Below are 21013 nucleotides of genomic sequence, written 5' to 3'. Positions count from 1 at the left end.
GCGGTGTCGGGTGCGGGTCCGTGGGGGGATTCGCGCAGTTCCCCGCGCCCCTGAGGGGATGGGTCCGGGCATGGTGTCGGGTGCCGGTTCGTGGCGGGCGTCTAATCCAGGGGCGAGGGTATTGTCAAGAGGGTTCGGTGCATCCGTCTGGGGGGAATTGTGCCGGTCGTCGTCGAAGGCCCCGAGAGCAGGAACGGAGAGCACACGTGACGCGCAGCGTGTACGTGACCGGGATCGACCGCGGCGACGGCCGCCAGGTGGTCGAACTGGGGGTGATGGAGCTGCTGACCCGGCAGGTCGACCGGGTGGGGGTGTTCAGGCCGCTCGTCCACGACGACCCCGACCGCCTCTACGAGCTGCTGCGCGCCCGGTACCGGCTCTCCCAGGACCCGGCGACCGTGTTCGGCATGGACTACCAGGAGGCCTCCGCGCTCCAGGCCGAGCGCGGCACGGACGAACTGGTGTCCACACTGGTCGAACGGTTCCACGCCGTGGCCCGGGAGTACGAGGCCGTCCTCGTCCTCGGTTCCGACTTCGCCGCCACGCAGCTCCCGGACGAGCTGTCCCTCAACGCCCGCCTCGCCAACGAGTTCGGCGCGTCCGTGATCACGGTCGTGGGCGGCCGGGAGCAGAGCGCCGACTCGGTGCGCGCCGAGGTGCGCAACGCCTACCGCGCCTACCACGGTCTCGGCTGCGACATCCTCGCGATGGTCGTCAACCGGGTGGCGCGCGAGGACCGGGACGAGATCGCCGAGCAGCTCGGGGGCCGGCTGCCGGTGCCCTGCTACGTGCTGCCCGACGAGCCCGCCCTGTCGGCGCCGACGGTCGCGCAGATCGCGGGGACCCTCGGCGCGCGGGTGATCCTCGGCGACGACGCGGGGCTCGCGCGCGACGCCCTCGACTTCGTGTTCGGCGGCGCCATGCTGCCGAACCTGCTGAGCGCGCTGACCCCGGGATGCATGGTGGTGACCCCCGGCGACCGCGCCGACCTCGTCATCGGCTCGCTGGCCGCCCACAGCGCGGGCGACCCGCCGATCGCCGGTCTGCTGCTCACCCTGGACGAGGTGCCCGGCGACGGCATCCTCGCCCTGGCCGAGCGGCTGGCTCCGGGCACCCCTGTGCTGTCCGTGCCCGAGAACAGCTTCCCCACCGCCGCCCGGCTCTTCGCCCTGGAGGGCAAGCTCAACGCGGCCACACCGCGCAAGGCGGAGCGCGCCATCGGGCTGTTCGAACGGTACGTCGACACGGCGGGCCTGCTGGGGAAGGTGTCCGCGTCGAGCGGCGGCCGGATCACGCCGATGATGTTCGAACACACCCTGCTGGAGCGGGCCCGGGCGCAGCGGCGCCGGGTGGTGCTCCCCGAGGGCACCGAGGACCGTGTGCTGCACGCCGCCGAGGTGCTGCTGCGGCGCGGGGTCTGCGACCTCACCCTGCTCGGGCCGGTGGACCGCATCCGCAAGAAGGCGGCCGACCTCGGCATCGACCTCGGCGAGGCGCAGCTGATCGACCCGGCCACCTCCGAGCTGCGTGACACCTTCGCCGAGAAGTACGCCCAGCTGCGCGCCCACAAGGGCGTCTCGCGCGAACTGGCCCACGACGTCGTGGCGGACGTGAACTACTTCGGCACGCTCATGGTCGAGGAGGGCCTCGCCGACGGCATGGTGTCCGGGTCCGTGCACTCCACGGCCGCCACCATCCGGCCCGCCTTCGAGATCATCAAGACCAAGCCCGAGGCGAAGATCGTCAGTTCGGTCTTCTTCATGTGCCTGGCCGACAAGGTGCTCGTCTACGGCGACTGCGCCGTGAACCCCGACCCCGACGCCGAGCAGCTGGCCGACATCGCCCTCCAGTCGGCCGCCACGGCCCAGCAGTTCGGGGTGGACCCGCGGGTGGCGATGCTGTCGTACTCCACCGGCACGTCCGGCTCGGGCGCCGACGTCGACAAGGTGCGCGAGGCCACCGAGCTGGTGCGGGAGCGGGACGGCGGGCTGCGGATCGAGGGGCCGATCCAGTACGACGCCGCCGTGGAGCCCAGTGTCGCGGCCACCAAGCTGCCGGATTCGGAGGTGGCCGGCCAGGCCACGGTGCTGATCTTCCCGGACCTCAACACCGGCAACAACACCTACAAGGCCGTGCAGCGCTCGGCCGGCGCCCTCGCCGTCGGCCCGGTGCTCCAGGGCCTGCGCAAGCCCGTCAACGACCTGTCCCGGGGCGCCCTGGTCCCCGACATCGTGACCACCGTCGCCATCACGGCGATCCAGGCCCAGAACACCGCACAGAAGGCAGCCGAGCAGTGAGCCCCTCCCGTGTCCTCGTCCTCAACTCCGGCTCCTCGTCGGTGAAGTACCAGCTGCTGGACATGCGGGAGGGTGCGGGCACCCGGCTGGCCGTCGGCCTGGTCGAGCGCATCGGGGAGCAGACCTCCCGGTCGCGGCACACGGTGCTCGCCACGGGGGCCACCCGCGAGCACAGCGGTCCGGTCGCCGACGACGAGGCGGCGCTCAAGGCGGTCGCCGGGGAACTCGCCAAGGACGGACTCGGGCTCGACTCGCCCGAGCTCGCCGCCATCGGCCACCGGGTGGTGCACGGCGGCATGTTCTTCACCGAGCCCACCGTGATCGACGACGAGGTGCTCACCGAGATCGAGCGGCTGATCCCCGTCGCCCCCCTGCACAACCCGGCGAACCTGACGGGCATCCGTACGGCCATGGCACTGCGGCCGGACCTGCCGCAGGTGGCCGTCTTCGACACGGCGTTCCACACGGCGATGCCCGAGCACGCGGCGCGCTACGCCATCGACACGAAGATCGCCGACCGCCACCGCATCCGTCGCTACGGCTTCCACGGCACCTCGCACGCCTTCGTCTCCCGGGCGACCGCGAAGCTCCTGGGCAAGGACCCGGCGCACACCAACGTCATCGTGCTGCATCTGGGCAACGGCGCGTCCGCCTCGGCGGTCCGGGGCGGGCGGTGCGTGGACACCTCCATGGGACTCACCCCCTTGGAGGGGCTGGTGATGGGTACGCGTTCCGGTGACCTGGATCCCGCCGTCATCTTTCATTTGGCACGCGTTGGCGGCATGGCCATGGATGAGATCGACACTCTCCTCAACAAGGGGAGCGGTTTGTTCGGTCTGTGCGGCGACAACGACATGCGGGAAATCGACCGCCGGATCGCCGAGGGCGACAAAGCGGCACGGCTCGCCTTCGACATCTACATCCACCGGCTGAAGAAGTACATCGGCGCGTACTACGCGGTACTCGGCAGGGTGGACGCGGTCGCGTTCACGGCCGGGGTGGGCGAGAACGCGGTTTCGGTGCGCGAAGCTGCCGTGGCCGGCCTGGACGGGCTGGGACTGGCGGTGGACGGCGCCCTGAACGCCGTACGCGACGACGGGCCGCGGCTGATCTCGCCCGCGCACGCGCGGGTGGCGGTCGCCGTGGTGCCCACCGACGAGGAACTGGAGATCGCGACGCAGACCTACGCACTGGTCGGAAAGGAGCGCCGATGACCCCTGGGCGCTGAACACCTCAATTCGACCGGCCTCTCGCCTGAGCGCGAACCCGCCCATTTGTATTTTCCGCCAGACGGAATATTCCGCGCCGAAACAAACCGATAGGATCGCCCCATGCGCCGTTCGAAAATCGTCTGTACTCTCGGTCCCGCGGTCGACTCCCACGACATGCTCGTCGCCCTGATCGAAGCCGGCATGAACGTGGCCCGCTTCAACTTCAGCCACGGCACGCACCAGGAGCACCAGGGACGCTACGACCGCGTCCGTGCCGCGTCCGCCGAGACGGGCAGGGCCATCGGCGTCCTCGCCGACCTCCAGGGCCCGAAGATCCGTCTGGAGACCTTCGCGGAGGGTCCGGTCGAGCTGGTGCGCGGTGACGAGTTCACCATCACCGCCGAGGACGTGCCGGGTGACAAGCACATCTGCGGGACGACGTACAAGGGCCTGCCCGGCGACGTCTCCGCGGGCGACCAGATCCTCATCAACGACGGCAACGTCGAGCTGAAGGTCCTGGCCGTCGAGGGCCCCCGGGTCAGGACGACCGTCGTCGAGGGCGGCGTGATCTCCGACCACAAGGGCATCAACCTGCCCGGCGCCGCGGTGAACGTCCCGGCGCTGTCCGAGAAGGACATCGACGACCTGCGGTTCGCGCTGCGCATGGGCTGCGACGTGGTCGCCCTCTCCTTCGTGCGGGACGCCAACGACGTCAAGGACGTGCACCGCGTCATGGACGAGGAGGGCCGCCGGGTCCCGGTCATCGCCAAGGTGGAGAAGCCGCAGGCGGTGGCGAACATGGAGGACGTCGTGATGGCGTTCGACGGCGTCATGGTCGCTCGCGGCGACCTGGCCGTCGAGTACCCGCTCGAGAAGGTCCCGATGGTGCAGAAGCGCCTCATCGAGCTGTGCCGGCGCAACGCCAAGCCGGTGATCGTGGCGACCCAGATGATGGAGTCGATGATCACCAACTCCCGTCCGACGCGCGCGGAGGCCTCGGACGTCGCCAACGCCATCCTGGACGGCGCCGACGCGGTCATGCTGTCGGCCGAGTCGAGTGTGGGCGCGTACCCGATCGAGACGGTCACGACGATGTCGAAGATCGTCGTCGCGGCCGAGGAGGAGCTGCTGTCCAAGGGCCTGCAGCCGCTCGTGCCGGGCAAGAAGCCGCGCACGCAGGGTGGTTCGGTGGCCCGTGCGGCGGCCGAGATCGCCGACTTCCTCGGCGGCAAGGGCCTGGTCGCCTTCACCCAGTCCGGCGACACCGCCCGCCGGCTGTCCCGCTATCGCGCGGCCCAGCCGATCCTCGCGTTCACCACCGACGAGTCCACCCGCAACCAGCTCTCGCTGAGCTGGGGCGTGGAGCCGCATGTCGTGCCGCTCGTGAAGACCACCGACGAGATGGTCGAGCTGGTCGACCAGCAGCTGGTGAAGCTCAAGCGGTTCAACGACGGCGACATCGTGGTCATCACCGCCGGCTCCCCGCCCGGCGTGCCCGGCACCACGAACATGGTCCGGGTCCACCACCTGGGCGGCGGCGAGCGCCACTGAGGCCCCCTCGGCACAGAGCTGTGGCCCGGCCCCGCGGGAAGCGGGACCGGGCCACAGCTCGTTGTGCGGCTCCCGGAAGGGTCTGTGCGGCGGTCAGTTCCCGCCGGTGGAGTACTGGCGCATACCGGGGATGTGCAGGTTCCCGCCGAACTGGCCCGCCTGGATGACCTTCACGTGGGTGAAGTAGATCAGCGGGATGTTCAGCGGCGGCGGGTGGTCCGGGTCGAACGTCAGCGGGATCAGACCGAGCAGGTTGCCGGAGATGCTCTCGGTGTACATCACCGTCTTGCCGCCGTCGATGATCGACTTCGAGCCCTTGGCGCCCTGGACGTGGTACGTCACGCCGTTCGGACCGTCGACGAGCTGGTGCAGGTCGCCGATCTCGGTGCCGTTGGAGATCACGTACTTGAGGACCCTCTTGACGGTGCCGTTCGCGGTGCGCACCTTCACGACGCCCTTGTAGTCCGCGCCCACGAGCTTCAGCGAGCTGGCCTCCAGGCGCCACGGCGAGTCGGGCAGGGCCACGATGGGCTCCACGCCGCCCTCGTCGTCGATCGCCGCGGGACAGCCCTCCGGAGTCCCGCTGGAGCTCGCCGACGGGCTCGGGGTGGCGGACTCGGCCGCCTTCGCGGCGTCGTCCGCGGCCTTGGTGGCGTCCGAGGCCGCCTTCGTGGCCGTGTCCGTGGTGTCCTTCGCGGTCCTGCCCACCGTGTCGGCGGCCTTCTTGGCCGCGTCCTTGACGGTGGAGGACGCGTCCTTGGCGGCGTCGGCGGCCTTGTCCTTGGCCACGTCCTTGCTGCCGGACGGCGAGGCCGACGGCGCGGGGGTGGCGCTCGCGGACGAGCCGGCCCCCGTGGAGTCGCCGGAACCGCCGGTCAGGACACCGGTGATCGCCTTCCCGATGCCGTCCAGCAGGCCTCCGCCGCCCGGCGACGAGGAGGACGACGGCGCGGGGGTGCCGGTCGAGGACGTGGACGCGGACGGCTCGGGGGCGGCCTTGTCGTCGGGACCTGAACCCGACGACGCGGTGCTGTCCGAGGAGTCGTGCGACGTCGCGTCCGAGGACGTGCCGTCCTTGCCGGCCTTGTCCGTTCCGGCCTTGTCGTCCTTCCCGGCCTTGTCCGCCGACGGCGAGGCCGCCGGGGACGGCGAGTCGGACGTCGACGCGGACGCGCTCGGCGTGGCGGACGGGTCCTTGGAGCCCTGGAGCGCCTCCACGCACTTCTGGTATTCGTCAGCCGTCAGGCTCTTGGCCGCCGGATGGTCGTCCGCACGCGCGAGGGTGGAGTTGACCCCCATCCCGATGAACACCGCGGTGGGCATCGCGGCCAGCGCCATGGCCTTGCCGGCCGGCACGTGGAACCTGGTGAACAGCGGCTTCCTCGGCGCCGCGTGACGCGGCCCGGTCCTCGCACGGGACGCGTCCACGTCCGTCCCGCGGGTCACCTCGTCAGCCGGCACTGTGCCTCCCGTTCGCCTCTTTGGTGAGGCTCGTTCCTGACAGGTCGTTGAACTCGGCCGTCCCGTTCCCGTCCCGGCCCACGGGGGCACCTGCCGTAGCCGGTGCGGCCTCGGCGGCGGACTCCGGCTGCGGCTCCGCGCCGGGTGCCCAGGACACCGCCATCGCCCCGCCGACGAGAGCGAGCAGGAAGCCCACGACGAAGCCGCCCATGTTGGCCATCGGGATGGACACCAGCCCCAGCAGGATCGCCGCCACGCCCGCGAAGACGCGCACGTGCTTCTGGAACCAGAGGCTGATGCCGAGGACGACGAGCAGCGCACCGATGATCAGGGAACTCGCGCCGGCCGGGGTGCCCATCGCGAGCGTCAGGTGACCCAGGTGAAGGTTCCCGTAGGGGAAGTAGATGATCGGGATACCGCTGAGCAGGACCAACAGGCCGGCCCAGAACGGCCTCGTGCCCCGCCAGGCACGGAACTGCCGCTTTCGGCTCGCGAACTGACCGGGTGCGGCGGCAGGAGTCTCGGCGCTCATGGAAAACAGCTCCCTGGTGCGGCATTGCTGTGGTGGTGATGTGTGCCGCATGTGAAGACACGGCCGTAGCAGGGACGGGCGGGGGAGGCCACCGGCTCCCCCCGCCCGTCAACGAGTGCTTAGTAGCACTCGTTGTTGCCCATGTTGAGGGCCATGTGCAGACCGCTGAGCTTGAACGTACCGGCGGTGGTGGCCCACGCCTTCTGCTTCACGTTGGTCAGCTCGGCGGACGACGCCTCCTGGGCGAACCCATACGGGTTGGCCTTCGGAGTCGAGCCCTGGAGGTCACCGGGGCTCATCTTCTGATACTGCAGGTCCTTGCCCGCGACACCGATGTTCATGTCGTGGAACGTGGCATTGGCGTCGAGGGTGTCGACGTCGATGTACAGGTTCTCGGCCTCGACCTGGTGCTTGCTGTCGGGGCCCGCGTCAAGACGAAGCGTGACATCGCCGATGAACGGCACCTTGGTGACGACCGACTGGCACATCTTCGTGATCTGCGCCGACTTGAAGGCCGAGACCGCGACAGGGTGTGCCATCTGCTTGCCGCCGAGGTCGTAACCCGAGTCGACCGCGCCGTACTGCGAGAAGCCCTGCCCGGTGAGGGAATCCGCCGTCACCTTGAACTCTTGACCCGAAACGCTGAACGAGGCAGCGAGAGCACCCTGAGCCAGGGCCACGCCTATCGCTGCCGTGGCGGCGACGCTGGGCACCATGACCACAGCGAACCGCTTCCATCTGGTCCCGCCACGCACCTGGGACTCCATATTTCCTCCTTCTCGGACGTACATCTCCTGGCCCTGACTTGCCCCCGGGCGGCGGCTCAGCCGGGCAGGGATGGGAGAAGTGCTACGTCCTCGGAAGGGGAGCGCCTGTACTCGCAGGCACGAACCGCGCCCGAACCACCGGCGATCACCCCCGAGCGACAACCACTGGTCGCGCCTGACACACATCACGCACAACCTGCCGGACAGGCTCCGCCGAGGCGGAGACCCCCCTGCCCAGGAACCGGCGCCACTGCCGCCGGCTCCTGCTCGGTGGGGACCCATGAAGACCCGATGACCCCGGATGGCTGCCGGGTACGGCGATGGACCGAGCGTGGCCGATCGTGGTGCATTCTCGCCGCCCCCGCAAGGGGGTTCGTTACTCGCTGGTAACGGGCGGATAACCACGCCACGACGGCCCGGCGTCGACCGGCAACTCTTCGTGGCGCAAAGGGAGATCGCGAAACGGTTGAAGAAGGGACAGAAGCCGTCAGAACATCGGACGCGGCTTACTCGGAGTAACAGCGGCCACGATTATCAAGATTTGGTAAAGCGTGGCCGCCATGTGTCCCTGTCAGCGAATTCTTCACCCGGGCATCACAGCACCGGGCGTTTAGGAACAGGTCAGAACAGCGCCCTGGCGAGCGCCCGGCGGGCCGCCGTCACCCGCGGGTCCTCGGCGCCGACGACCTCGAAGAGTTCCAGCAACCGCAGCCGCGCGGCGTCCCGGTCCTCCCCCGCCGTGCGGCGCACGGCGTCGACCAGCCGGCCGAACGCGTCCTCGACGTGCCCGCCCACCAGGTCCAGGTCCGCCGCGGCGATCTGCGCCGCCGCGTCGTCCGGCTTGTCGGCGGCGTCCTTGCGGACCTGCTGCGCGTCCATGGCGCCCACCCGCTGGAGGAGTTCGGCCTGCGCGAGGCCCAGCTTCGCCTCCATGTTGCCCGGGTCCTCGCCGAGCACGTTGCGGTACGCCTGGATCGCGCCGCCCATGTCGCCCGCGTCCAGGGCGCGCACCGCCGCCTCCAGCAGCGCGTCGTGCGGGCCCGCCGGGGCCTGGGGGGCCTCGTCGGCGCCGCCCGGCTCCGCGTCGGGGTCGACGGCCAGGCCGGTCAGGCCGAAGCGCTGCTCGGCCACCTGGACGAGCTGGTCGAGGGTCTCGCGGATCTGCTGCTCGGGCGCGGCACCCTGGAAGAGCGGCAGGGCCTGGCCCGCGACGACGGCGAAGACGGCCGGGATCCCCTGGACGCCGAACTGCTGCATCAGCATCTGGTTGGCGTCGACGTCGATCTTGGCGAGCACGAAGCGGCCGCCGTACTCGGTCGCCAGTCGCTCCAGGACGGGGCTCAGCTGCTTGCAGGGCTGGCACCACTCGGCCCAGAAGTCGATGACGACGGGCACCTCGGTGGACCGCTGCAGGACATCGCGCTCGAACCCGGCCTCGTCGACGTCGATCACGAGGTCGGCCGGGGAGACCGCTCCGGTCCCGCCGCCCTGGCGGGCCGCTTCGGCGCGCGCCTGCTCCGCCTTCGCCTTGGCCTCTTGGGCCGCCTTCACCGCGGCGAGGTCGACGACTCCGCTCATGGACATGTTCCGTGGCTGCATGAGTACATCCTCCCCCTTCCGCGGGCCGCTGTGAAAAGCGCTGTCGAAGCGCCGTGAGAAGCATCGTGGTGGCCGGCCGGGGCCGGCGGTGTTCGCGCCCAGTCCCCACTCGGCGCACATGGTCATCGCTCAGGCGGGTGTGACACAGTGTTCGGCACCCACGCTTTCGCTACGAGTCGTAGCGTAACTGTCCGAGGCGCTCTCCGTGGCCGGTACCCCGGTGATCTCCCTCACCACTTCACAGGACGTCCAGAAATGGCCGCAATCGCGGCCGGATATGGTCATCGACATGCAAAGCCGCACTCCCGCCCCCCGCACGGGTCGCCCCCGCAGCGCCGCCGCCGACGCCGCGATCCTGGAGGCGACACGGCAGGCCCTGGTGGAACTCGGCTGGTCGAAGCTCACCCTGGGGGACGTCGCGACCCGCGCGGGGGTCGCGAAGACGACCCTCTACCGCCGCTGGGCGGGCAAGAACGAGCTGGTGGTGGACGCGGTGGCCGAGCTCTTCGACGAACTCGAACTGCCCGACCGGGGCACCCTGGCCGCCGACATCGAGGGCGTGGTCCTGCAACTCGCGGCGATCCTGGACCGCCCGGAGGCCAAGAGCGGGCTGATGGCGGTCGTGGCCGAGGCGACCCGGGACGACGCCCTGCGCGAGCGCATCCGCGCCTCGATCGTGGAGCGGCAGAAGCGACTGGTGCTGGAGGGCCGGGCGCGCGCGACGGCACGCGGCGAGCTGCCCCCCGAGGAGGACCCGGAGGGCTCGGCGCGCACCACCGACCTGATCTTCGACATGGTGGCCGGAGCGGTCGTCCACCGCACCCTGGTGAGCGCCCACCCCGCCGACGAGGAGTGGGTACGCAACTTCACCCGGGTCCTGCTGCTGGGCCTGGCGGGCGCGGGGCAGAACCCCTGAGCCATCCGCCAGGCCTCGGCGATCAGCCCTTGCGGAGCCGCTGGAGCTGCGCGTCCACCACGGCGTCGGGAATCGACCCGTCCTTGGGATGCAGCATGTTCACCCCGTAGAAGCTCGCGACGACGGCCCCGGAGCGCACCACCCGGTAGTTCATGACGATCCGCTGCTTGCCCACGTCACCGGTCACCCGGAAGGCCGCCGCCCCCGACTCCGCCGACCCGATGCGCTCGACCGAGTGATAGGTCAGTCCCGCGGTCCTGAAGGAGCCCTTGCACGCGTCGACGGCGGTGTCGACGGCGGCGACCGCCCGGTCGCCGCCGTCGCCGCCGTAGGCGGAGAGCCACAGGTTCCCGATGGTCGCGTTCTTGGGGTCGGCCGGCTTGAGGGTGCGGTACACCTCCCCGGTCGGCTTCCCGGGCAGGTGGCCGCCGATCAGCGCGCCGAGGGGCGCGCACTCCTCGCGGTCCACCTCGTACCCGCCTCCCGGCGGGATGTCCCGCGCGGCCGGCTTGTCCACCTTGTATCCGGCGACCGTTCCCTCCACGACGGCCCCCTCGAGCCGCTTGCCGGTCCTGTCGGCCGGGGCTCCGCCGGTTCCGGGGCGGCCGTCCGGGCCGTGGCCCGCCGGGGAGGAGGCGGCGCTCCCCTCGTTCCCGCCCTTGTCGTGGCCGGTCCCCGAGCCGCTGCCGCACGCCGCGGTGGCGAGCAGGACGGCGCCGGCGAGGAGGGCCCTCGTCTTCACGGTTGTTCTCATGTCTCCCTCGTACGGAATGACCGGCCGGGGCGCGGGGACGCGTCGCATCCCCGCGCCCCGGCCGGAGGGTAGGGCACCGCGGCAGGGTCCGCGTGTCACGAGGTCAGTCGAGACCCCAGAAGTAGACGCTGCCGTCGCGTTGTTCCACGAGGTGCCCGTGCAGGACTCTGTCCTCGTCCCGTGCCCACTCCAGATAGCCGCGCTGCGCCGGAGTGTCCGCGACGACACCGGCTCCGCATTTGTCGGCCAGCATGATCATCACGGGGAGCACTCCGTCCAGCAGGGACATGAACTCCGTGTGGCTGATGGCGACCCGCCTCTTGAGAGCGGCTTCGACGAACGCCCCGTACTGGGCGACGTCGATCAGCACCCAGTCGCCGGAGACGTCGTCGAGTCCGCTCGGCAGCTTGAGGATCCGGGAACTGAGGGCGTCCACCGCCCCCATGAACAACTGGCCCACGGCCAGAGCGGGTTCCCATACGTTCTCATCGCTGTCGCGTACGGTGAAGATGTAACTCAATTCGGCCACCAGAATCGGATGTCGAGATCGGGGTTGGCCGCGCGAAGCTCCTTGATGCGCGCTTCCGCGATGGCCTTCATGCCCGGGTTGATGGTGTTGATGGCAGGGTCCTCGAACCGGATGCCGATCGGCGCACCTTCGTATCCCTTGAGGTAGGGACGGGCCCGACGATAGCTGTCGATCTTCTTGCCGAGGTGCCGGTCCACCCACTTCCTCATCTGCTCGTCGGTGAGCTTAACGGCCGTGGCCGTCTTGTTCTCCCACAGGACACCGTCCTTGACGAGGTCGATGTCACCGACGGTGTCACCGAAGTTCGCCGGGTTGTCGATCTTGACCTCGGCGTCGCCCTCCCTCAGGTGGTATTTGCCGTCGGAGCCGAGCTTGTCCCTCCCCTTGTAGGGGAAGGTGATGTTCTTGCAGCCTTCGGCGCCCGCGTGCGAACAGGGGTTGCTGGACTTGCCGATCGGGATCGAGCCCCGGTCCGGCTCCCGCTTCGCCGCCGCGACGACCTCCCGCAGATGGCCCAGGACGCGCTTGCCCCACTGCGCCTCCTCGAAGAACTTGCCGATCTTCGAGCCGACCAGCGCGATCGCCTTGGCCACGGCCGGGAGCTTGCCGACCACCGCCACCAGGCTGGCCGCGTTGACCAGGGTCCACAGGCAGCTCTCGACGTCGCCCGAGCCGAAGCAGCGCTTGGCGTCGTTGACGCCGATGACCTCGAGAAGGACGTTGGCGCCGTTGTCCTTGATCCAGTCGATGACGGACGCGGTGGCGGCGGCACTGGCCTGGTCCCACTTGTCCACGCACGCCTGACCGCAGCTCTTCAGCAGCAGGGCACGGTCGTCCGCGCTCAGCTTCCCGTCGACCCCGGTGGCACCCGTGTCACCGGACTGCATGGCCTGGCGGCGCTCCTCCTCGAGCCGCTTGCGCTCCTCCTCCTCCGCTCGGGCGGCGGCCTTCTGCGCGTCTCCGGCCGCCTGGTTCGCGTTGTCGGCGGCGTCCTGCGCACCGTCGGCGTCGCTCGCCGCGAGGCGGGCCGAGAAGTCGGCCGCGTCCGCCTCGTCCGTCGCGTCCTTGGCCGCCTGACGGGCGCCGGCGGCGCTTCGCTCCGCCTCGGTGGCCTCGTTGTCCGCCGCGGCGGCCTCGGCTTCGGCGCTGTTCGCGGACAGCGTCGCGTTCACGGCACTGCCACCGGCCTTGACCGCGTAGCCGTCGGCCTCGGTGGCCAGCTTGGTCGCCGCGTCGGCCGCGGTGCGCGCCTCCTGTGCCGAGGCCTGCGCGTTCTTGAAGGCGGTCGCGGCGCGGGAGGCGTCCTTGGCCGCCTGCGCCGACGCCGTGGCCGCGGCCTTGTCGTCCTTGCCCGCCTTGTCGGCGAGGGCCTGCGCGTCCTTGGCCATGCGCTGCGCCTCGGCCGACTTGGCCTCGGCCGCCTTGGCCTGCTGCTCCGCGAAGGTCAGTGCCTGCTGGCCGGACAGGACCGCGAACGCGGCGGCGGAGTCGGTCTCCTGGTACGGCGTACCCGTGGAGATCGCCGTGGTCGCCGGCGCCCGCGCCTTGTCCGCCGCGTCGCGGGCGGCGAGCGCCGCCTGCGTGGTCGCGTACGCCTGGCCCACCGTCTCGGCCGCGGACGTCGCCGTCTTGAGCGCCTCGTCGTGCGCGACGGCGGCGTTGTCGTGTGCGACCTTCGCCTGCTCCTTGGCCTTCGCGGCCTCCTCGCCGGCCTTCCGGGCGTTGGCGGCCGCCTGCTTGGACGCGTCGATCGCGTCCGCGGCGGCGGCGTGCGCGGTCTGCGCCGCGCTGAACGCGCCCCAGTAGGCGTCCCAGGCGCCGTCCGCGGCCTTGCGGGACTTGGCCGCGCTCGACTGCGCCATGGTCGCGGCGGCCCGCGCGTTCGTGGCCGCGGTCGTCGCGTCGTCGGCGGCGGCCCGAGCGCCGGCGGCGTCGGTGGCGGCCTGGTCGGCGGCGGTGCGGGCGTCGGTGGCGGCCTTCCTGGCGTCCCCGGCGGCGGCCGTGCCCTGAGCGGCCGCGGCGGCCGACTCCAGGGCGGCGGCCCGGGCCTCGTAGGCCTTCTTCTGCCGCTCCGCCTCGTACGCCTTGTCACGGGCGTACTCGGCGTCCGCCTCGGCCTGTTCGGCGGCGATCCGCTTGTCGGACGCGGTACCCGCCGCGCTGTCGGCGTCGCCGCGCGCACTGCTCGCCGCGTTCTTGAAGTCCTGGGCCTTGCGCTCGGAGGCGTCGGCCTTCGACCGTTCGGAGGCCGCGGTGGCACGGTAGGCGGCGGCGTTGGCCCGCTCGACCTCCGCGGTGGCCGCCTTCGCCGCCGCGTTGTCGGCCTGCTGGCGGGCGATCTCCTTCTGGTCGGTGGCGGTCTTCTGCGCGTTCTTCGCCGTGGTCGCGTTCGCGGCGGCCTTGGCGGCATAGGCCTCGGCGGAGTCCGCGGCGCTCTTCGCCTGCCGCGCGGCCTCCTCGGCGGCGACCCGGCGGAACTCGGTGTTCACCGCGTGCGCCTTGGTCTGCGCCAGCTTGAGCAGGGTGGCCGTGTCCTTCGCGGTGGCCTTGGCCGCGTTGGAGGCCGCCTGAGCGGCCTGGGAGGTCGCCTCGGCCGCGGCGGCGGACGCCTTTGCCACCTGGACGGACTGCTGCGCGTACAGCAGACCGCGACCGCGCGGCTCGTGCCGGGAGTCGGCGGTCTTGTAGGCGTCGTTCTGCGCGGTGTCCGCGCCCGTGGCGGCGGTCTTCGCGGCGGCCGCCAGCTTGACCGCCTTGTCGGCGGCCGCGGCGGCGTTGGTGCGGGCCTTCGTCAGGTCCTTTCCGGCCTTGTCGAAGACGCTCTTGGCCGGGCGCAGGATGTCGTTGGCCGGCTTGTCGGCCCAGTACTTCTGCCACAGCAGGATCTGCTCGGCGAGCCACGCCTGCCCGACAGAGTCGATCATGGCGTCGGTGGAGTCGACGGCCGCCTTGGACGCGGCGGACTCGGCCTTGATGATCGTGGCGCGCTGGGTGGCCTGGGAGGCGTACTCCTGCTCCCACTCCGCGCCCGCGGTCAGCACGACCTGGTTCATGACCCGGCGGGCGTCGACCGGGTTGAGGCTGTCGCAGGCGCCGAAGGCGCCCTTGAGTGCCTCGACCTCCACACGGAACTCGGCGCTGCCCGCTTCGGGGGCCGTGGCGGGGTAGTCACCATGGCGCAGGTAGTAGGCGAGGTCGCTGGCTGTCGTCGCGCGGTAGTCCGACTTGCCCGCGTCCTTGAGCATGTCGTCGAACGCCTGGTCGTTCCAGGAGTCCTTGCCCCTGTTCGTCTCGGCGAGCGCCGCGGCCTTGTCGATGACGGCCTTGCCGGGGACGACGTGGCCGTCCTGCCCGAACTGGTTGAGGAGTTCACGGCGCGCACCGAGCGTGAAGTCGGTGATGGACTTGTCGAACTCCGGCGCGTGGAGGGTGATGTCGTCGCTGAAGGACGACTGGGCGTAGACCTTGTTCGCGGCTTCGAGGGCGTCCTTGCGTGCCCGCGAGTTCTTGAGGTAGTCCGACGCGGAATCCCGGTCGGTGACCATCGCGTCGCCCATCTGGGCGTAGTAGCTGGCCGGAGTTCCGATGACCGCCTGAAGCTGGGCGTCGGTGCCGGTCAGGCCCTCGATCGCCTTGGCCTTCATGGCCGGGCCGCCGATGTGCAGGGCGACACCCGCGGTGCAGCGGTCCAGCCGGATCTGCTCGCCGACGCTGTTGCGGTAGAAGCCGGTGTCCGGTTCGTCGGCCCGCGGTGCGGCGGACACGGGAGAGGCCGAGATCAGGCCCGCGACGACGGAGGTCGACACCGCGAGGACGGTCGCAGCCGTGAAGCGTTGCCGCAGTCTTCGCGTTCCGCGCGGCGGTCTGCCCAACCGCGTTGATATGCGCACTGCTTCCCCCTTGGGAGTGGTGACGGAGACGGCACACCAAGGGGAGTGGACACACGGCGACCAGGACCGGCGCATTGCATGCGGATAGGTGGCACTCCCCCGAGCGTGCCTGCGAGATCGGCGTCGCGACGCAGCGGACTGGTCAGGTCCCGCCGGATGCCGCAGACACCATAGGCATACCGTTGACCTGCCCTTCAAGTGGCCTTTACCTTCGCCGGTTACCAGGGGTCACGGCACGGAAGGGGCGGCGTGGCCCAGGCGCACCGCGCCACCCGCGTGTTTACCGAGCGGAGCCAACTCCCGCCCCCTCTCCACGCCTTCACCACATCTCTCACACAGGGTGACCATGAGAGCGACATCACATACGCAAACGTGCGGTCCACCGCCCCGAAGGGCCGGTGGACCGCACGTGTGTGAACCTCCGTCAGAAGCCGGCGGGCTCCGTGTACACCCCCCACTCGTCCCGCAGCACCCCGCAGATCTCCCCGAGCGTCGCCTCCGCGCGCACCGCGTCCAGCATCGGCCCGATCATGTTGGAGCCGTCGCGGGCGGCGGCCAGCATCCCGTCGAGCGCGGAACGCACCGCGGCCTCGTCCCGCGCGGCCTTGCGCGCCGCGAGCACCCGGACCTGCTCCCGCTCCACCTCGTGGCTCACCCGCAGGATCTCCAGGTCCCCGGTCACCGAACCGGTGGCCACGTTCACTCCGACGACCCTCTTGTCGCCCTTCTCCAGCGACTGCTGGAAGCGGAAGGCCGACTCCGCGATCTCGCCCGTGAACCAGCCGTCCTCGATGCCGCGCAGGATGCCGGAGGTCATCGGGCCGATGGGGTGCCGCCCGTCCGGGTGGGCCCTGAGGCCCCGCTCCCTGATCTGCTCGAAGATCTTCTCGGCGTCCGCCTCGATGCGGTCCGTCAGCTGCTCGACGTACCACGAACCGCCCAGCGGGTCGGCGACGTTGGCGACGCCGGTCTCCTCCATCAGCACCTGCTGGGTGCGCAGCGCGATCTCCGCCGCCTGCTCGCTGGGCAGTGCCAGCGTCTCGTCCAGCGCGTTGGTGTGCAGCGAGTTGGTGCCGCCGAGCACCGCCGACAGCGCCTCCACCGCCGTACGCACCACGTTGTTGTACGGCTGCTGCGCGGTCAGGGAGACACCGGCGGTCTGCGTGTGGAAGCGCAGCCACTGGGCCTTGTCGGTCTTCGCGCCGTACACGTCCCGCAGCCAGCGCGCCCAGATGCGGCGCGCCGCGCGGAACTTGGCGATCTCCTCGAAGAAGTCGAGGTGCGCGTCGAAGAAGAACGACAGGCCGGGCGCGAAGACGTCCACGTCGAGCCCGCGGCTGAGCCCCAGCTCCACATAGCCGAAGCCGTCCGCCAGCGTGTAGGCCAGCTCCTGCGCGGCCGTCGCGCCCGCCTCGCGGATGTGGTAGCCGGAGACGGACAGCGGCTTGTAGGCGGGGATGCCGGCCGCGCAGTGCTCCATCAGGTCGCCGATCAGGCGCAGATGCGGCTCCGGCTGGAAGAGCCACTCCTTCTGGGCGATGTACTCCTTGAAGATGTCGGTCTGGAGCGTGCCGTTGAGCACGCCCGGGTCGACGCCCTGCCGCTCGGCGGCGACCAGGTACATGCAGAAGACGGGGACGGCCGGGCCGCTGATCGTCATCGAGGTGGTGACGTCGCCGAGCGGGATGTCCTTGAACAGGACCTCCATGTCCGCGGCCGAGTCGATCGCCACCCCGCAGTGCCCGACCTCGCCGAGCGAGCGCGGTTCGTCGGAGTCGCGACCCATGAGCGTGGGCATGTCGAAGGCGACGCTGAGGCCGCCGCCGCCGGCGTCCAGGATCATCTTGTAGCGCTCGTTGGTCTGCTCGGCGTTGCCGAACCCGGCGAACTGCCGGATGGTCCAGGTCCGCCCCCGGTAGCCGGTCGGATACAGGCCGCGGGTGAAGGGGTACTCCCCCGGCCAGCCGATCCGCTCGAAGCCCTCGTAGGTGTCCCCCGGCCTCGGGCCGTAGACCGGCTCCACGGGATCCCCGGAGAGCGTGGTGAAGTCGGCCTCACGCGTGCGTGCGGCGTCATAGCGGGCCTGCCAGCGTCGGCGGCCTTCCTCGATGGCGTGAGCGTCCATACCCTCGAATTTACTAGGACGTCCAAGTAAATGTCGATGGGTGACCGCCGTACGAGTGTCGTACGGCGGTGTGACCTACGCTTCGGCCGCCACCGGCGCGGCGCCCTCGACGCGCGCCTCCAGCTCGCGGGTGACCTTGCGCTCCACGAAGAAGGCGGCCGTCGGGATCGTGCCCGCCAGCAGGACCCACAGCTGCTTGCCGACCGGCCATTTCGCCTTGGAGCCGAGGTCGAAGGCGAGGACCAGGTAGATCACGTACAGCCAGCCGTGGGCGATACCGATCACGCGGGTGAAGTCGGCGGCGCCGTTCATGTCCAGCACGTACTTGGCGATCACGCCGAGGGTCAGCAGGACCAGCAGGACACCGGTGACGTAGGCCATCACGCGGTAGCGGGTCAGCACGCTCTTTTTCATGGGTCCGAGCGTAACCGCCGGTTCCGGGCGATCACCGCGCACCCCCGGCGCCGCGGGCGCGGGCGCCACCCGGCCCGTCACCCGGCGTCGAAGTCCCCGGCGGCGACCCGCAGCGGGCGCAGCATGGCGAAGATCTCCGCGCACTCCTCGGCGTCGTACGCCCCGAGCCCGAAGTCCATCGCCATGAGGTCGCGGGTGGCCGCCTCGCAGACCTCGCGGCCCTTGTCGGTGATGGAGGCGAGGGTGCCGCGGCCGTCGTTGGGGTTGGGGCGCTTGGCGACCAGGCCGGACGTCACCAGGCGGTCGACGGTGTTGGTGACCGAGGTCGGGTGCACCATCAGCCGCTCCCCGATCTTGGACATGGGCAGCTCGCCCGCCTTGGAGAACGTCAGCAGAACGAGTGCCTCGTACCGCGCGAACGTCAGACCGTACGGTTTGACGACCGCGTCCACCTCGGCCAGCAGGATCTGCTGCGCCCGCATGATCGAGGTGATGGCGGCCATGGAGGGCACGGCACCCCAGCGCTGCGCCCAGTGTTCACCGGCGCGGGCGATGGGATCGAAGGACAGACTGAGCGGCTTGGGCACGGGCTCGACCTTACCGGGCGGTCATATGGTGGTCAGCCCTGTCTCGCCCATCGGTCGGTCGGAAAAGGGGAAGGGGCGGGACAGCTGTGCTGTCCCGCCCCGGCCCTGCACGGGTGCCGCAGGGCTCCGCGCCTCTCCGCTAGGCGATCGGGGGCGACCCCACCGTCTGCCGCAGCCACTGGTTGTCGCGCAGTGCCGGGTGGGCTGTGGTGATCAGCCGTACCGCGTCACTCTTCGCCTGCTCGGTCAGGTGCCGTAGCTCGTCCCAGCTGAGGCTGACCCGGCCCTGCGGCCATTGGGTCGTCAGCGTGACGCTGTCCCGGTCCCTGCGCAGGGAGTACTTGTGCTGGGTCAGGCTGGCCTCGACCGTCACCTCGGTCGAGGTCTCGAGGGTGCGCGTCGCGTAGTCCAGCAGCAGCGCGAAGTCGACAACGGGTTCACCCGCGATACGCACGCTGAGATCCGTGCCGTGGATGACGAGCCTCCGGTCCGCCTTGAAGTACTTCAGGCAGAAGTCCGAGCCGTTCAGCTCTGTCGTTCCCGGCCGCCATCGCGGCGACCACGACACGTCGTCCGCTCGGGGCTCGAAGGAGAATTCGATCATGCGTCCTCTCGGGGATCGCGGTTGTTCCCGGGAATGACCGTGGGGCCCGCTGGCTCCGGCACGGCGCCTCAGAGGCTGGCGGCCTCCCGCGCGAGGCTGAGCGCCAGCTCGTCGCAGTGTTCCCGGTAGCTGCCCGTCAGCTCGTGGAACCTCTGTGCCGAGAAGAGGCGGTCCGGCTTCTCCACACACAGCAGCGGGGCGGCGGTCAGCGCGCTGTGCAAGACGTGCAGTTCCGCCACGGTGAGCGGCATGTCGAAGGACCGGTCGTGCGCGCCGGCGAACCGGGCGGCCAGTCCGCTCACCGCCTCCCGGTCCGCGCCGACCCGCACGGCCAGGGCGGTGTGCGCGGTGTCGCGGCCGGCCAGCAGCGTCAGTACCCGGTGGAGGACATCGGCCTGGTACGGGGTGACGCGCGCGACGATGTCCTGCGCGTCGCGCCGCAGCCTGATGTACGTCCTCATGAGCGCACCTCGAACGCGTGGAACACGGCATTGCTGATGGCCCGCGCCAAGGCGTCGAAGTTCTCCCGGAAGAAGCCCAGCCGGATGGCGAAGGGCTCCTGGAAGAAAAGGCCGTCGGGCGAGACGAACTGCGTGGGCGCGTGCGTCAGCGCGCTGAGCAGTGTGTGCAGCTCTTCGGGCGTGCACCGCAGCTCCAGCGGCTGCGTGTGCGGACCCCGCAACCGCTCCAGGAGCCCTTCGACCACGGCCCGGCCGCTGCCGAGCAGCACCGCGAGGGAGGCGTCCGAGGAGGCTTGCGCGTAACTCAGCGCCTCGCGGAGGGCTCCCGCCGCGTGCGGGCTGAGCCGCGCCGCGAAGCCGTCGCCGTCCGCCTTCAGCTCCAGGCCGGTCCGCATGACCTCTCCACCCCCGTCCCCCTGTGTCCGGTCGAGTGCATTGTGCCCTCTCGCACGCCACCACGTGACGGCGGCCCGTCGCGGTAAGGGTTCGAGGTCGCCCGCATGCCGCTGCTGTCCACGCCAGGTACGGCGTGGGGGGGTGCTCCAGGAAGTGCCGGACGCGGAGCCGCTGGGTGTGGTGGTGCGGGGCAGGGACTTCAGCGGCGCCGGGCATCTCCGCGCCTCGGCGGGAAGGCGACGCTCACCCGCCGGACAGGTGCCGCTCCACCGTCTCCACCTTGGAGGTGAGGCCGTCGGTCACGGCCGGGCGGATGTCCGCCTTCAGGACCAGGGACACGCGCGGGGCGCGTGCCTCGACCGCCGCCACGGCCCGCTTGACGACGTCCATCACCTCGTCCCACTCGCCCTCGACGGAGGTGAACATGGCGTCCGTGCGGTTCGGCAGGCCCGACGCGCGGACGACCTTGACCGCGTCGGCGACGTACTCCCCCACGTCCTCGCCGACGCCCAGCGGTGTGACGGAGAAGGCGACGATCACGCGCCCACCACGCCTTCCTTGCGGGCGCGCGCGGCGATGACCGCGCTCTCGGCCTCGCGGCGCAGCTTCCGCTCCGCGAAGAAGCCGCCGGTCGGCAGCACGGAAAGCACGAAGTAGAGGGCGGCGGTCCGCGGGGACCACTTGGTGCGGTTCCAGGCGTCCGCCCAGAAGACCACGTACAGGACGAAGAGGATCCCGTGGATCATGCCCATGACGGGCACCGCGTTGAAGTCCGTCGTGCGCTTGAGGACCGAGCAGATCAGCAGGAGCAGGAAGGAGACGGCCTCGGGGGCCGAGATCAGGCGAAGCCGGCGCAGGGCGGTGGCGGTCTTTATGTCCACGGGGCACCTTCGGGTGGTTCGGGTGGGAGATTCGCTGA

Annotated in this window: 19 protein-coding genes; 4 read left to right on the top strand and 15 right to left on the bottom strand. The window is 70.7% G+C overall.

Features of this window, described 5'->3' with window-relative positions:
• Positions 1–206: 206 nt before the first annotated feature.
• The 3 genes from pta (at position 207) to pyk (ending at position 5059) form a co-directional block, all read left to right on the top strand.
• Positions 207–2297: a phosphate acetyltransferase gene (gene pta / locus AB0C59_RS13200; RefSeq protein WP_363003722.1), complete on the top strand. Its 2091-nt coding sequence runs from the start codon at positions 207–209 to the stop codon at positions 2295–2297.
• Positions 2294–3511: an acetate kinase gene (locus AB0C59_RS13195; protein ID WP_363003721.1), complete on the top strand. Its 1218-nt coding sequence runs from the start codon at positions 2294–2296 to the stop codon at positions 3509–3511. Before pta ends, AB0C59_RS13195 begins: the two co-directional genes overlap by 4 nt.
• Before the next feature lie 117 nt (positions 3512–3628).
• Positions 3629–5059, top strand: coding sequence for a pyruvate kinase (gene pyk, locus AB0C59_RS13190; RefSeq protein ID WP_363003719.1), 1431 nt, complete (start codon positions 3629–3631; stop codon positions 5057–5059).
• A 93-nt stretch (positions 5060–5152) separates the two neighbouring features.
• Here the strand turns inward: pyk and AB0C59_RS13185 are convergent, their stop codons facing one another.
• From AB0C59_RS13185 to AB0C59_RS13170, 4 genes are all read right to left on the bottom strand, one after another.
• Positions 5153–6520 carry a hypothetical protein gene (locus tag AB0C59_RS13185; protein WP_363003717.1) on the bottom strand — a complete coding sequence of 456 codons (1368 nt, stop codon included), beginning with the start codon at positions 6518–6520 and terminating at the stop codon, positions 5153–5155.
• Positions 6510–7052, bottom strand: a complete 543-nt coding sequence (locus tag AB0C59_RS13180; RefSeq protein WP_363003715.1) for a DUF6114 domain-containing protein — start codon at positions 7050–7052, stop codon at positions 6510–6512. Before AB0C59_RS13180 ends, AB0C59_RS13185 begins: the two co-directional genes overlap by 11 nt.
• Before the next feature lie 119 nt (positions 7053–7171).
• On the bottom strand, positions 7172–7819 hold the full coding sequence (locus tag AB0C59_RS13175; RefSeq protein WP_363003713.1) for a DUF6230 family protein: 648 nt from the start codon (positions 7817–7819) through the stop codon (positions 7172–7174).
• Positions 7820–8440: 621 nt separating this feature from the next.
• Positions 8441–9418, bottom strand: a complete 978-nt coding sequence (locus tag AB0C59_RS13170) for a tetratricopeptide repeat protein (RefSeq protein WP_363003711.1) — start codon at positions 9416–9418, stop codon at positions 8441–8443.
• Between the two features lie 289 nt (positions 9419–9707).
• Here AB0C59_RS13170 and AB0C59_RS13165 point away from each other — a divergent pair, with 289 nt between their 5' ends.
• The gene (locus AB0C59_RS13165) at positions 9708–10334 is read left to right on the top strand and encodes a TetR/AcrR family transcriptional regulator (RefSeq protein WP_363003709.1); all 627 of its coding nucleotides are present in this window, start codon (positions 9708–9710) and stop codon (positions 10332–10334) included.
• 22 nt (positions 10335–10356) lie between these two features.
• Here AB0C59_RS13165 and AB0C59_RS13160 read toward each other — a convergent pair whose 3' ends face one another.
• The 11 genes from AB0C59_RS13160 to AB0C59_RS13110 all read right to left on the bottom strand — a co-directional run bounded on the left by AB0C59_RS13160 (position 10357) and on the right by AB0C59_RS13110 (position 20975).
• On the bottom strand, positions 10357–11088 hold the full coding sequence (locus AB0C59_RS13160) for a hypothetical protein (protein ID WP_363003707.1): 732 nt from the start codon (positions 11086–11088) through the stop codon (positions 10357–10359).
• 103 nt (positions 11089–11191) lie between these two features.
• Positions 11192–11617 (bottom strand): DUF6086 family protein, encoded by a 426-nt coding sequence (locus tag AB0C59_RS13155; protein ID WP_363003705.1) that lies wholly within the window; start codon positions 11615–11617, stop codon positions 11192–11194.
• Complete coding sequence (locus tag AB0C59_RS13150; protein ID WP_363003703.1) at positions 11605–15423, bottom strand: hypothetical protein; 3819 nt, start codon at positions 15421–15423, stop codon at positions 11605–11607. The genes AB0C59_RS13155 and AB0C59_RS13150 overlap by 13 nt, the downstream gene beginning before the upstream one ends.
• Before the next feature lie 508 nt (positions 15424–15931).
• Positions 15932–17632 (bottom strand): methylmalonyl-CoA mutase family protein, encoded by a 1701-nt coding sequence (locus AB0C59_RS13145; protein ID WP_363003701.1) that lies wholly within the window; start codon positions 17630–17632, stop codon positions 15932–15934.
• Between the two features lie 75 nt (positions 17633–17707).
• Positions 17708–18046: a DUF3817 domain-containing protein gene (locus AB0C59_RS13140; RefSeq protein WP_363003699.1), complete on the bottom strand. Its 339-nt coding sequence runs from the start codon at positions 18044–18046 to the stop codon at positions 17708–17710.
• A gap of 77 nt (positions 18047–18123) precedes the next feature.
• Entirely contained in the window at positions 18124–18633 is a 510-nt protein-coding gene (locus AB0C59_RS13135) for a MarR family transcriptional regulator (RefSeq protein WP_363003698.1), read from the bottom strand.
• 139 nt (positions 18634–18772) lie between these two features.
• Positions 18773–19237: a hypothetical protein gene (locus AB0C59_RS13130; protein WP_363003696.1), complete on the bottom strand. Its 465-nt coding sequence runs from the start codon at positions 19235–19237 to the stop codon at positions 18773–18775.
• Between the two features lie 68 nt (positions 19238–19305).
• Positions 19306–19698: a hypothetical protein gene (locus AB0C59_RS13125; RefSeq protein WP_363003694.1), complete on the bottom strand. Its 393-nt coding sequence runs from the start codon at positions 19696–19698 to the stop codon at positions 19306–19308.
• Positions 19695–20093, bottom strand: a complete 399-nt coding sequence (locus tag AB0C59_RS13120; RefSeq protein WP_363003692.1) for a hypothetical protein — start codon at positions 20091–20093, stop codon at positions 19695–19697. Before AB0C59_RS13120 ends, AB0C59_RS13125 begins: the two co-directional genes overlap by 4 nt.
• Positions 20094–20337: 244 nt before the next feature.
• Positions 20338–20634 (bottom strand): MTH1187 family thiamine-binding protein, encoded by a 297-nt coding sequence (locus tag AB0C59_RS13115; RefSeq protein WP_363003690.1) that lies wholly within the window; start codon positions 20632–20634, stop codon positions 20338–20340.
• A complete protein-coding gene (locus AB0C59_RS13110) occupies positions 20631–20975 on the bottom strand; it encodes a DUF3817 domain-containing protein (RefSeq protein ID WP_363003688.1) in 345 nt (114 codons plus the stop codon). The genes AB0C59_RS13115 and AB0C59_RS13110 overlap by 4 nt, the downstream gene beginning before the upstream one ends.
• Positions 20976–21013 lie beyond the last annotated feature (38 nt).

This window comes from Streptomyces sp. NPDC048664 (assembly GCF_040650555.1).
Taxonomy (GTDB): Bacteria; Actinomycetota; Actinomycetes; order Streptomycetales; family Streptomycetaceae; genus Streptomyces.
The sequence above is the reverse complement of the archived record's forward strand: the minus strand, read 5'-3'. Positions and strand labels throughout refer to the sequence as shown.